General features: G+C 60.7%; 10 protein-coding genes. 4 read left to right on the top strand and 6 right to left on the bottom strand.

Translation table 11 applies throughout. From position 1 onward, the window contains the following. Nucleotides 1-34: 34 nt before the first annotated feature. Both AC07OV_RS19675 and AC07OV_RS19670 read left to right on the top strand, forming a co-directional pair. Nucleotides 35-2,266: a TonB-dependent receptor gene (locus AC07OV_RS19675; protein WP_495092802.1), complete on the top strand. Its 2,232-nt coding sequence runs from the start codon at nucleotides 35-37 to the stop codon at nucleotides 2,264-2,266. Between the two features lie 87 nt (nucleotides 2,267-2,353). Next, complete coding sequence (locus AC07OV_RS19670; protein WP_494997004.1) at nucleotides 2,354-2,938, top strand: hypothetical protein; 585 nt, start codon at nucleotides 2,354-2,356, stop codon at nucleotides 2,936-2,938. Nucleotides 2,939-3,049: 111 nt separating this feature from the next. On the opposite strand, the gene AC07OV_RS19665 is transcribed toward AC07OV_RS19670, so the two are convergent. The 4 genes from AC07OV_RS19665 to AC07OV_RS19650 all read right to left on the bottom strand — a co-directional run bounded on the left by AC07OV_RS19665 (nucleotide 3,050) and on the right by AC07OV_RS19650 (nucleotide 7,670). Continuing rightward, nucleotides 3,050-3,508, bottom strand: a complete 459-nt coding sequence (locus tag AC07OV_RS19665) for an SRPBCC family protein (RefSeq protein ID WP_176999354.1) — start codon at nucleotides 3,506-3,508, stop codon at nucleotides 3,050-3,052. 79 nt (nucleotides 3,509-3,587) lie between these two features. After that, nucleotides 3,588-6,086, bottom strand: a complete 2,499-nt coding sequence (locus tag AC07OV_RS19660; RefSeq protein WP_495092801.1) for a TonB-dependent siderophore receptor — start codon at nucleotides 6,084-6,086, stop codon at nucleotides 3,588-3,590. Nucleotides 6,087-6,186: 100 nt separating this feature from the next. Continuing rightward, nucleotides 6,187-7,137, bottom strand: coding sequence for a FecR domain-containing protein (locus tag AC07OV_RS19655; protein ID WP_495092800.1), 951 nt, complete (start codon nucleotides 7,135-7,137; stop codon nucleotides 6,187-6,189). 2 nt (nucleotides 7,138-7,139) lie between these two features. Next, entirely contained in the window at nucleotides 7,140-7,670 is a 531-nt protein-coding gene (locus tag AC07OV_RS19650) for a sigma-70 family RNA polymerase sigma factor (protein WP_495092799.1), read from the bottom strand. Nucleotides 7,671-7,806: 136 nt separating this feature from the next. On the opposite strand from AC07OV_RS19650, the gene AC07OV_RS19645 reads away from it, so the two are divergent. Then, nucleotides 7,807-8,208 (top strand): GFA family protein, encoded by a 402-nt coding sequence (locus tag AC07OV_RS19645; RefSeq protein ID WP_494999229.1) that lies wholly within the window; start codon nucleotides 7,807-7,809, stop codon nucleotides 8,206-8,208. 1 nt (nucleotide 8,209) lies between these two features. On the opposite strand, the gene mrdA is transcribed toward AC07OV_RS19645, so the two are convergent. Next, a complete protein-coding gene (gene mrdA / locus AC07OV_RS19640) occupies nucleotides 8,210-10,102 on the bottom strand; it encodes a penicillin-binding protein 2 (protein ID WP_176999359.1) in 1,893 nt (630 codons plus the stop codon). A gap of 134 nt (nucleotides 10,103-10,236) precedes the next feature. Further along, a complete protein-coding gene (locus tag AC07OV_RS19635) occupies nucleotides 10,237-11,652 on the bottom strand; it encodes an aldehyde dehydrogenase family protein (RefSeq protein WP_494999228.1) in 1,416 nt (471 codons plus the stop codon). Nucleotides 11,653-11,754: 102 nt separating this feature from the next. On the opposite strand from AC07OV_RS19635, the gene AC07OV_RS19630 reads away from it, so the two are divergent. After that, nucleotides 11,755-12,645 carry a LysR family transcriptional regulator gene (locus tag AC07OV_RS19630; protein ID WP_495092798.1) on the top strand — a complete coding sequence of 297 codons (891 nt, stop codon included), beginning with the start codon at nucleotides 11,755-11,757 and terminating at the stop codon, nucleotides 12,643-12,645. The last annotated feature ends 164 nt before the right edge of the window (nucleotides 12,646-12,809 follow it).

The following is a 12,809-nucleotide window of genomic DNA, read 5'->3' as shown; positions in this document are numbered from 1 at the left end:
TCCTCACAGTGACGGTTCGCCGTCAGGATCGACCATGCCCACCCGTACCCGACTTTCTGTGCCGTTTCGCCCCACCCTGCTCGCCCTTTGCTGCTCCCTGAGCCTTGGCGCTCACGCTGCCGCCCCCGTCACCCCGCAGGATGCGAACAACAGTCAGGACGGCAACACCCTGGAATTGGGCGCCACCAACATCAACGCCGACGCGCCAGCACCCGGCGCCCTGCCCCCGGTCTACGCCGGTGGCCAAGTGGCACGCGGTGGCCAGTTGGGTGTGCTGGGCAACCAGGACATCATGGACGTGCCGTTCAGCCTGTCTTCCTACACCGAAAAACTGATTCGCGACCAGCAGGCGCAAACCGTCGGCGATGTGTTGCTCAATGACTCCTCGGTGCGCCAGGCGTCGGGATATGCCAACCAGTCCCAGGCCTTTGTGATTCGCGGCCTGCCGCTCAATGGCGACGATATCTCGTTCAACGGCCTGTACGGCATCGTACCGCGCCAGCTCATGTCCACCGACGCGCTGGAACGGGTTGAAGTGTTCAAGGGCCCCAATGCCTTCATCAATGGCGTAACCCCAGGCGGTTCAGGCATTGGTGGCGGTGTGAACCTGCAACCCAAGCGCGCCGACGACGTGCCGCTGCGCCGCTTCAGCACCGACATCAGCAACGACGGCCGGGTGGGCGAACACCTGGACATCGGCCAGCGCTTCGGCGAAGACAACCGTTTCGGCGCGCGGGTGAACCTTTCCCAGCGCGAAGGCGATACCGGCGTGGACGACGAGAGCCAGCGTTCGAAGCTGTTCTCGGTGGGCCTGGACTACCGTGGTGATGCCCTGCGCTTGTCGGGGGACTTCGTGTACCAGAAGCAGCAGGTCAACGGCGGGCGCAACTCGGTGTTCCTCGGCAAGACACTGACCCACATTCCTGACGCGCCTTCGGCCGACACCAACTATGCGCCAAGCTGGGCGACCACCAGCCTCGAAGACACCTTCGGCATGCTGCGTGGCGAGTACGACCTCAACGACAACTGGACCGCCTACCTTGCAGCCGGCGCCAAGCACACCAACGAGATCGGGCGTTACTCCTCGACCACCGTGAACGACACGCTGGGCAACGCCACCGTGACCGGCTCGCGCATCGCCCACCAGGAAGACAACACCAGCCTGATGGCCGGCCTCAACGGCAAGTTCCAGACCGGCGCGGTCAGCCACAAGCTGAACGTCGGTTTGACCGGGATCTGGACCCAGTCTCGCAATGCCTACGACTTCGACTTCACCGAGCACGCCAGCAATATCTACAACCCGGTCGACGTGGCGCAGCCGGTCAAGGGCAGCTTCACGGGCGGCGACATGAACGACCCGGGCATTACCGCCAAGACCTTCGCCCGCAGTGCCGCAGTATCGGACACCTTTGGTTTCCTGGATGACCGCGTGCTGTTCACCGCCGGCCTGCGTCGCCAGGAACTGGTGGTACAGGGATATGCCTACGGTACCGGCGAACGCACGGCCAACTACAACAAGGGCATCACCACGCCGGTGTACGGCCTGGTGTTCAAGCCGTGGGACCATGTGTCGTTCTACGCCAACCACATCGAAGGCCTCGCGTCCGGGCCGACTGCACCGACGGTGTTTGGTAGCGCCAACGTGACCAACAAGAACCAGACCTTCGCACCCGCCCGCTCGAAACAGACCGAGGCCGGGGTGAAGGTGGACATGGGCAGCTATGGCGCGACGCTGGGCGTGTACCGCATCGAACAACCGACCCAGGGTTACTCCGAGCTGAACGGGGATGGCACCGCAACGTTTGTGTTCCAGGGTGAGCAGGTCAACAAGGGCGTCGAGTTGAACGTCTTCGGCGAGCCCGTTGCCGGCCTGCGCCTGCTGGGCGGCGCGACGATCATCCACACCGAAGTCAGCGGTACCGCGGGCGGCGCCAATGACGGCAACCGTGCGGTCGGCGTGCCGTCGTTCCAGCTCAACGCCGGGGTGGATTGGGATGTACCAGGCCTGCAAGGCGTGACGGTCAACGGCCGCATGCTGCGCACCGGTGGCCAGTACGCCGACGCCGCCAACAACTTGAGCCTGCCAACGTGGAACCGTTTCGATGTGGGGGCACGCTACAGCTTCAAGGTGGAACAGCGTGATGTAACGCTGGGCGCGACCGTGGAAAACGTCGCCAATACCAAGTACTGGGAATCGGCGCTGGGCGGTTACCTGACCCAGGGCGATCCACGTGTGGCCAAGCTGTCGGCGACGGTGGATTTCTGATCGTTTGACTGGATGGCGAGCCGGTGCAGTTGCGCATCGCTGGCTCGCCACTAGACTCAGGGCTTCACTCACAGGGAAGTCCACTCAATGAAAGCAATTCGCACGCTTCGCCAGGCCATTGCCCTGGCCACACTCCTGGCAGCTGGCAACCTTGTCTACGCCGCCGATATCCCGCTGTCCAAATCCCTTGAAGCTGATGAAGTGACCACCAAGGTGTTGTCGGTGGATGCCGCCAAGCATCAAGTGGTGCTTGCTGGCGCCCAAGGCAACCCGGTGCATGTGCAGCTCAGCGAGGATGCCAAGGACCTGGGCAATCTCAAGGTGGGGGATCAGGTAAAAGTGCTGACCACCCATTCGGTCGCCGCCGTGCTCGACACCGACGTCGACAAAAGCGCCCCGGATGCCAGCGAAAAAACCGGTGTGATCCGCGCGACCGCCGACAATCCGAACCCGGGCGGTGCGGCGTTCCGCCAGGTGCAGGTGCAGTTGAAGATCACCCATATCGATTTGAAGAAAAACCAGGTCACCCTGGAAAACCCGACGGGGGCGACCAAGGTGCTGAATGTGGAAAAACCGGAGATTCGCGCGGGGCTTAAAGACCTGAAGGTGGGGCAGAGTGTGCTGGTGACGTTTACCGACACACTGGAAATCACCACGGCACACGAAGGCTGACAGCTTGTAGTGAGCGGGCTTGCCCCGCGAGGCGGTGTGTCTGGTAAGTATGATGCGCCTGACACGCCGCCGCGCGGGGCAAGCCCGCTCACTACAGTGTGTAGGGGGAGGTCAGGCTTGGTTGAGGTAGGTTTCGATGTTGCCCATTTGTTCGTCCCAGCCTCGGGAGTTCATCTTGAAGGCTTTTTGGCGACGGGCTTCGGGCACCGCATTAAACCCCGATTCCACCACACGGAGCAGAATGCCAGGGGCACGGTCTTCGAGGGTGAATTCGACCAGCGTGGGCGTCTCCTTGTCGTAATCGACCTCCTTCTCGACCGCGTAAGGGTGCCACCAGAAAGAAAACAGGGTTTGCGGCAGGATGCGTTCGATCCTGGCCTTCCAGACCACGTGCTCGTAACCCGGATAAGTGATCGGCGCTTCGAGGGTTTCCCCCGCCGCGAAGGCCTTGCCCTTGAGGGCGATACCGAACCAGCTGCCAAACTGTTCGGCATCGGTGAGTGCCTCCCACACCTGTTTGCGTGAAGCATTGAGCAGGACTTTTCGTTCGATGCGATCTAGTACGTGCATAAGTCACCTCCTCCATTGACAGTAGGCGACATCGACCAATGCGCAACCTTTTCGGCCGCGCACTGGCAGTGCTAGACCTTCAGAATTTCCACTTGGCGTTGACCATCGCGTTGCGCGGCTCGCCGTAGGAGCCGGAGTTGAACGTGCCCATGCCGTCGTAGTATTTCTTGTCAAACAGGTTGTTGACGTTCAGCCCCACGGACAGGTGCTCGTCCACCTGGTAGTTGGCCAAAAGGCCCACCACGGCGAACGGGTCTTGCACGGCCTTGTAGTAAGGCCCGGTGTAGTTGATTTGCGAGGTGGCATACATCTCGCTTTGCCAGGTGACATTGCCGCCCACGGTCAGACGGTTCAGCGCGCCAGGCAGGCGATAGGAGGTGCCGAGCTTAAACAAGTTGATCGGCTGGTTGACCTGCACACGCTCGCCGTCCTTGGAATGGGACTCGCGGTAGGTATAACCGCCAAACACGTTCCAGCCTGCGGCGATCTCACCGGAAATCTCGGTTTCGACACCCCGCGTGGTGGTGCCGGCGATGGCTTTGTACACGGTTTTCCCGCTGGCATCGTTACCCGAATCGGCCGCCGTGTTCTTCTGCTCGATGTCGAACAGGGCGATGCTCGCGTTCAGCGCGCCGTCGAAGAATTCACCCTTGAGGCCGATCTCGTAGTTGTCCCCTTCCAGCGGTGCCAGCGAGCTACCGCTGGCGGTTTTGTAGAAGGTCTGCGGCAGGAAGATGCTGGTATAGCTGGCGTAGACCGAGTAGGTGTCGTTGAGGTCATAGATAATGCCGGCGTAGGGTGTGACGACCCCGCTCTTCTTGGTTTTGTCGGTGGTTTGCGAGTAAGGCGCGTAGTTCGTCACCTCATCGAGCTGCTTCCACCAGCTGACGCGGGTGCCGAGAATGAGGGTCAGCGGGTCCAGCGGTTTCAAACGCAGCGCGCCGTACACACCGCTCTGTTGCAGCGTGGTCACCGCCCCCCCGACTTCGTTGTAGGAACGGCGTCCAAACTGCCGGCCATCCCAACTGAAGATATTGTCGACATCACCGTAATCACCGTCCTGCCCGGCCAGGGTACTGCTGTAGTTGGGGAAATTCAGGTGGGTGTGCGACGAGCTCGCGCCCACCACCAACTCGTGCTCACGACCGCCCAGCTGGAACGGGCCATTGGCGTAGACATCCAGCGTGTCCTGGGTCTGGTAGCTGTCGAGGCGATAGATGAACGCGCCGGCGCCTTGGCCGGTGACCGGGTCCGGGTAGCCGCCACTGGCGGACGCGCCCTGCCCTTTGCGATAGGAATACTGATGGCTGTAGGCAGTTTTCAGGCTCCAGTCGTTGTCCAGTTTATGGTCCAGCATCGTGGTGAAGGTGTAGCTGGTGTTGTCCATGTAGCTGGAACGTGAAGCCGGGTTGAATGAGCGGGAAAAGTTCGTCTGCCTGCCATTGTTGTAGAACAACGGGATATGCCCGTAGCTGCTGCCGTTGGCGTCGTTGTTCTGGTAATCCAGGCTGGTGCGCAGGGTGGTGGTGTCGTTCAGGTCGATATCGAGCGCGCCATACATCACGCGCTTGTCTTCCTTGTACCAGTCCACGAAGGAGCGCTGCTTCTGGTACGCCGCGACAAAGCGGCCGCGCACATTGCCGGTTTCGGTCAGTGGGCCGGACACATCCACTTCAGAGCGGTAACGGTCCCATGCGCCCGCCTCTCCCGAAAGGTGGGCCTGGAAGTCTTTGGTCGGACGCTTGCGCACCAGGTTGATGACGGCGGAGGGCGTGCCGGCACCGCTCATCAAGCCGGTGGCTCCGCGCACCACCTCGACACGGTCGTAGATCGCCATGTCCGAGAGCGGGCCGATGTACTGCTGGGATTCGTTGGCGATCTGGGACGGGATACCGTCGTACTGGTAGTTCTGGATCTCGAAGCCACGGGAGTAAAACGAGTAGCGCTCGCTGTCGCGGTGGTTGCTGCTGATGCCCGGCGTAAACGCCAGCACTTCGTTGAGCGTGGACAGGTGCTGGTCATCCATCAGTTGGCGAGTGACCACGCTGACCGACTGTGGCGTTTCGCGCAGGGACAGCGGCAGTTTGGTCGCAGTGCTGGTGGCACCGGTGGTGTAGGAACCGGTGCTTTCGGTGGTCAGGCCCAGCCCTTCGGCGTTGATGCTGGTGGCGCCCAGAGTCAAGGCACCACCACTGGTTTGTGGCGCCAGGCCATAGCTGCCGTCGTTATTGGCTGCCAGGGCCAGATTGCTGCCGGCCAACAGTCGGGCAAACCCTTGTTCGACGCTGTAAGTCCCCTGCAGCCCGGCGCTCTGCTTGCCTGCCGTGAGGCCGGAGTCGAACGACAACACCACGCCGGCGTCGCTGGCAAAGCGGCTCAGCACCGAACCCAGTGGGCCGGGCGCAATCGCAAAAGTTTTTTGCTGGCTCGCGGCAACGGCACTGGAACCGCTGGCAAACAACGGGGCCAGCAGCCCGGCTTGTACCATCAGCGACACGCCGAACAACGCGACCTGCAAAGGTTTTTTGCGAAATGACCGAAGGGGTGGGTTGGCGGCTGAAGTAGGCCCTGCGCGCATGTTGACTCCTGGGGGTTTGAAACGAATGAAAGGGGGTTTGCAGGAGGAGTCGAACGAGGCGCAGCAAATCGACAACGGTGGTTGATAATTGTTTTCAGTTTCAGGCGCGCGGGACCACTGTCGTCCAATAGCGAGTGCGTGAAGTGAGGCGTACCGGCAAGGCGTGGGTCAGCGCGTTGAGGGTCAGGTCGATGTCGTCCAGGGAGTAGGCACCCGAGACGGTCAGGTGGCTGATTTCAGTGGCACACCCCAGGTAGCCCGGGCGATAGCGTGCCAGTTCGGCCACCAGGCGATCCAGCCGCCAATTGTCGACGATCAGCCGCCCCTGCGCCCAAGCGCCCTCACCCGGGTCGTTAGCTCGAAGGGAGAGCATGCGCTGGCTGTCGAAGGTGACGGCCTGGCCGGCGGTGATGACGGTCTCTGCCGGCTCGACGCCCGGGCGCACGGCCACGGCATGCTCCAGGACGCTTATGGCCGTGTAGCCATCAAACTGGCGCACATCAAAGCGTGTGCCGAGGGCACGCATCTCTCCCTGCGCGCTGCGTACCAGGAAAGGACGCGGGTCAGGGGCGGTTTCTACGAAGATTTCTCCGCCGCGCAAGATCAGCAGGCGCTGTTCGGCGGTGTAGCGGATATCCACCGCACTGGCGGTGTTAAGGGACAAGCGGGTGCCATCATCCAGGCGCAGGCTGTGGCGCTCGCCCGTGGTGGTGCGTTGGTCGGCCATCCATTGCGGCGCCTGCCGGTAGCCGGACCAACCGATGGCGCTCACGCCGGCACCCATCATCACCCCCTTGAGCAATGCCCGACGACCGAAGCGCTGGGATTGGTGGTCAGCGGCGTCCATTGCGTTGACCGCTACCGCGCCGGGCAAGCATTGGAGTTGGTGCTGGAGAGCTTCCACGCGCTGCCACGCCCATTGGTTCAGCGAGGTTTCGTCACGCCAGGTGCGCCAGACTGCGTGCAACTCAGGATCACCGGGCTCGGCCGCCAGGCGCGCCACCCAGTGGGCGGCCGCGCTGAGGGCTTGACGTTGTGGATCGCTGGGCACGGTCATTGTTCCAGCGCGAAGATCAGGCAATGCTCAGTGGCCTTGGCGATGTATTTGGTTACGGAACTGACGGATACCTGTAGCGCTTCGGCAATGTCTTTGTAGGGCATCCCCTGCAATTGCGAGAGCAGGAAGGCGCGCTTGGCCTTGCGGCCTAAGCCATCAAGCATGGCATCCAGGCGTTGCAGGGTTTCGATGATCAATAACCGCTCTTCCGGCGAAATGGCGTAACCCTGCGGTTGTTCCGCCAAGGCCTGCAGGTAAGCCTGCTCAAGGGCTTTGCGGCGGAAACTGTCGATCATCACGCGCTTGGCAATCGTCACCAGAAAGTGCCGGGGCTCTTTCAATTCAGCGGCCACCGGCTGGGTGCGCTCGGCCAGCAACAAGCGGACAAAAGTGTCTTGAGCCAGGTCCGCTGCCTGTTGTGAGCAACCCAGGCGTGCACGCAGCCAACTGACCAGCCAGCGGTGATGATCACCGTAGAGCTGCCCAACGGGTTCACGAGAAGTGTGAGGCACAGCAGACAGAGGCATAATGACATTGCGCGCGAATGAGAACGCTTCGCAATTTAGAGCAATGTCAAGATAAGGGCAATGCCTTGTATCACTCTAATGCGCAGTGTGGCGGCAAAAGGTAGATTGTCCCCCTCCCCCCTTGAGGTAAAGCACGATGAATCAACAGCTCCACGGAAGTTGTTTCTGCAAGGCGGTGCAGTATCAACTCGACGGCCTGGATATGCCTATCAGCCACTGCCACTGTGAGAGCTGCCGCAAGGTGCATGCAGCGGCGTTCGTATCCACCGCCGGAGTGATGCGTGAGCACTTTCGCTGGACGCAGGGTGAGACGCTTTTATCCTCGTATGAATCTTCGCCGGGCAAGTTCAGGCATTTCTGCTCTCGCTGTGGCTCACATCTGATGGCCGAGCGAGGGCATCAACCCCATGTGATTGTGCGGGTGGCGACGCTGGACGATGATCCTGGCGTTCGGCCCACCTCGCACATCTGGACGGCCCACGAAGTGCCTTGGCTGGCACATGAAGGTGTGGAGCAGTGGGACGAGTGGAAGGTGTGACTCAGACGTGCGGATCACCGGGCGCCTTGGCGGGTGTCGCATATTGCGGCTTCAGATGACCGTCCTGATCCAGTAGCCAGGCGTCCATGATCTGCCGGACCACCGGGCCCGCCACGCGGCCACCGGCTTCGCCGTTCTCAATCATTACAGAGATCACGATCTTCGGATGTTCCGCCGGCGCGAAGCCCACGAACAAGGCGTTGTCACGGTGGCGCTCCAGCGTCTTGTTACGGTCGTAGCGTTCGCCCTGCTTGATCGCGACCACCTGCGCCGTACCACTCTTGCCGGCGATACGGTACTGCGCACCCTGTGCGGCCGCCCGCGCGATACCACGCGGATCATGCATAACCAGTTGCATGCCGTGATTGACCTGTTCCCAGTCGCGCGGGTCCTTGAGGACCACGTTCGGCATCGGGTTCTGATCCACTGGCGGCACGCCATTGATCGTCTTGGCCAGGTGCGGCCGGTTCCACACACCTTTGTTGGCGATCAGCGCAGTGGCTTGGGCCAATTGCAAAGGGGTGACCTGCATGTAGCCCTGGCCGATGCCGAGGATCACGGTTTCACCCGGGAACCAGGGCTGGCGGCGGGTTGCGCGCTTCCAGGCTTGGGATGGCATCAGGCCTGCTGACTCTTCGAACATGTCCAGGGACACTTTCTGGCCAAGGCCGAATTCAGCCAGGTAATCGTGCAGGCGATCGATGCCGAGCTTGTGGGCCAGGTCATAAAAGTAGGTGTCGTTGGACCGCATGATCGCAGCGTCCATGTCCACCCAGCCGTCGCCGCTGTGGTTCCAGTTACGGTATTTGTGGTCAAAATCGGGCAACTGGTAGTAACCGGGGTCGAACACACGGGTTTGCGCCGTGACCACACCGCTGTCGAGGCCGGCGATGGCCACCTCGGGCTTGATGGTCGAACCCGGCGCGTACAGCCCGCGCAGTACGCGGTTGAACAGCGGGCGGTCGATGGAATCGTGCAGGGCGGCGTATTCCTTGAAGCTGATCCCGGTCACAAAACTGTTGGGGTCGAAGCTCGGCTTGCTGACCATGGCCAGTACTTCGCCGGTTTGCGGGTCGAGGGCAACCACCGAACCGCGACGATCGCCCAAGGCTTCTTCAGCGGCTTCCTGGAGGTGGACGTCGAGGCTCAATACGATGTTTTTACCGGGAATCGGGTCGGTGTGCTTGAGCACGCGCAGCACACGGCCTTGGGCGTTGGTCTCGACCTCTTCATAGCCGACGTGGCCGTGCAATTCGGATTCGTAGAAGCGTTCGATACCGGTCTTGCCGATGGACTGAGTGCCGCGGTACTCCACCGAATCGAGGGCCTTGGATTCTTTCTCGTTGATGCGGCCGACGTAGCCAATGGAGTGGGCGAAATGCGCACCCAATGGATAGTGGCGGACAAATTGCGGCTCGACGTCTACGCCAGGCAAACGGAATTCGTTCACCGCCAATACGGCGATCTGTTCTTCGGTCAGCTCATAGAACAGCGTGACGGGCACGAAAGGATGGCGGGCCTGCTTGAGCGCCTTGTCAAACACGGCGCGGTCTTCGGCCGGCAGGTGCAACAGGCTGACGATAGCGTCCAGTTCGCCCTTGAGGTCGGTGGTGCGCTCGCGGGTGATGGTCAGGTTGTAACTGGGGCGGTTGTCAGCGAGGACGACGCCATTGCGGTCATAAATCAGCCCGCGGGTCGGCGTGATCGGCAATACGTGGACACGGTTGTTTTCAGAAATCGTGGAGTGGTAGTCGTACTGCACTACCTGCAGGAAATACATGCGCCCGACCAGGGCGCAGGTGATGCCGATCACCAGCAGCGCGCAGGCAAGCAGGCGCTTGTTGACCAGGCGGTTTTCTTTTTCGTGATCCTTGATCGGTATCGGTTCAGGCATTTCTACAGCATCTCGTTGAAGAAGGTCGACGCCGCGTCCTGCGGATAAAAGATCAATCCTTGTGAAAATGTGCTGCACCATACCAAAAATGCAGAAACACTTTGCATCGATTTCCCCAACGGCATGCTGTTTTGTCAGGACAGGATGGATTTTGGCTCCAGAAATGCCTCCAAACCGAACGTCCCGCACTCGCGGCCGATACCTGACTGTTTGAACCCACCAAAAGGTGCGAGAGGTTCGTGAGCCAACGTATTGATGAGCACACGGCCCGCCTCGATGCGCTTGGCCAGTGCGTGGGCCTTTGGCAGATCCGAAGACAGGATGTACGCCTGGAGGCCGTAGGCCGTGTCATTGGCTATCGCCAGCGCTTCTTCCTCGTCGTTGTAGGTGATGATCGACAGGACGGGGCCGAAGATCTCTTCACGGGCGATGGTCATCTGGTTCGACACGCGGCTGAAAACCGTCGGCCTCACAAACCAACCGGCCGCGACGTCCTCTGGCAATCCGGGACCACCGGCCAATAAGTGGGCGCCCTCTTCCATGCCGATGTGTATGTATCGCTGGACGCGTTGCCATTGCTTGAGACTCACCATAGGGCCAACGCTGGTGGCAGGGTCATTGGGGTCACCTGCCTGGACTTTCGCCACTTCCTCGACCATCAACGCTTCGACTTCTGCCAGGCGGTGCGCGGGTACAAGAATGCGGGTGCCGGCGATACAGGCTTGGCCGCTGTTCATGAAACCGGCTTGAATCGCCATGGGTACAGCGGTAGCGAGATCGGCATCCTCGAGAATCAGTACCGGAGATTTCCCACCCAATTCGAGCGTGATTCGCTTCAAGGTTTCAGCGCCGGCACGCAAGATTTGTTTGCCGATGGCGGTAGACCCGGTGAACGAGACTTTTGCAATATCTGGGTGCGTGCTCAGCACGGCACCGACGGTTTCACCTCGGCCCGTGACAATGTTGAACACCCCGGGCGGCAAACCCGCTTCATGCAATGCGCGCGTGACGATGGAGGTTTGCAGGGCGCTCATTTCGCTGGGTTTGATCACGGCCGTACACCCGGCGGCTAACGCCGCGGCCAGCTTGCCGCAGATGAAACCGGCATTGCTGTTCCAGGGTGTGATGAGCCCGGCAACGCCCAGGGGCTGCATGGTCACTTCGGCGATACCGATGCGCCGCGTAAACTCGTAATCATCCAACACCTTTGCGGCGTCCAGCAGGACGCTCGCGGCATGCTTGGCCATCCACTGTGCACGCGATAACGGCGCGCCGTACTCAAGGATGATGGCGGCCGTGAGTTCCGCTTCAGCAGAGGCAACAGCGGCGTGCATGCGCTTGAGGTAATCAACGCGTGTCGCTTTGGGCGTGCGGGAAAACTCGGGAAATGCCCGCTTGGCGGCGCTGATCGCGCTGATCGCGTCGTGCTCGTCAGCCAGGCGGACCTGAGCAATGGGCTCAGCCGTTGCTGGGTTGAACAGATCGAATCGTTCTTCACCGTGGGGCGTCACGAACTGACCATTGATGTAGATCTGGTTGATCTGAAGCATGGAGCCTCCGAAGGCACTCAATTGGTATGCCCTACGGTAAGCCACTATGATTGATCTGATAATCCGCACAAACCGAAACGACTTGATGAGCGATTCAGGACAATGAACACATCGGGATTGAACGAGCTGGAAGCAATCTTGGCAGTCGCCCGGCATCGCAGCTTTCGGGCTGCAGCAACAGAGTTGAATGTGTCGACGTCGGCACTGAGTCACTCGGTCGCCGCGCTTGAGGCACGAATGGGTGTGCGATTGTTCAATCGCACGACGCGCAGCGTGTCCCTTTCGGAGATTGGCGCGGAGTTTGTGCGCACGGTGACGCCCGCCTTGTCGACCATCCGCATGGCGCTTGAACAAGCGGGCAACAGTCAGGCCGCGCCTAGCGGTACTTTGCGCCTCAATACTTCAGCAGGTGCCGCCAAGCAGGTGATGCCACTGCTGCTGGAGTACATGCAACGCTATCCACAAATGAAGGTGGATATCGTCACCGAAGGGCGCCTGGTCGATATTGTGGCTCAAGGGTTCGATGCGGGGATCCGCCTGGGCGATAGCGTTGCGCAAGATATGATCGCCGTCGATATCAGCCGCCCTCAGCGGTTCGCCGTATTGGGCAGCCCTGCTTACTTTGCGAGGCACGCTGCGCCTTTAAGCCCCATGGACCTGAGCGCACATGAGTGCATACGCAGTCGAATGCCAAGCGGTGCGATCTATCGCTGGGAGTTTGAGCGCCACGGCGAGGCGATTGCGGTGGATGTACAAGGTGCACTGACGCTTGATAACCCCACATTGATGCTTCAAGCCGCCAGGGCGGGAATGGGGCTGACTTATCTGACGGAATGGAATGCCGCGATGGACCTTGCTGAAGGAACGCTGGTGCGCGTCCTGGAGGAGTGGACGCCCTCTTACGACAAGCTGCGCCTTTACTTTCCTGGAAGGCGCCATGTGCCTGCCGGGTTGAGAGCGCTTATTGAGTTGATCAAGGAGAAGGGGTTTTGATGTGAGGGTGTTTGGGCTTATTGGCAGGAACTGCTGGCTTTTCGACCGCCCAAAACAAAACCCCATCTGCTTTCGCAAATGGGGTTTCGGAATTTAATCTTGACGATGACCTACTCTCACATGGGGAAACCCCACACTACCATCGGCGATGCATCGTTTCACTG

The sequence above is a fragment of the Pseudomonas sp. GW821-FHT09A09 genome (assembly GCF_059418405.1).
The sequence above is the reverse complement of the archived record's forward strand: the minus strand, read 5'-3'. Positions and strand labels throughout refer to the sequence as shown.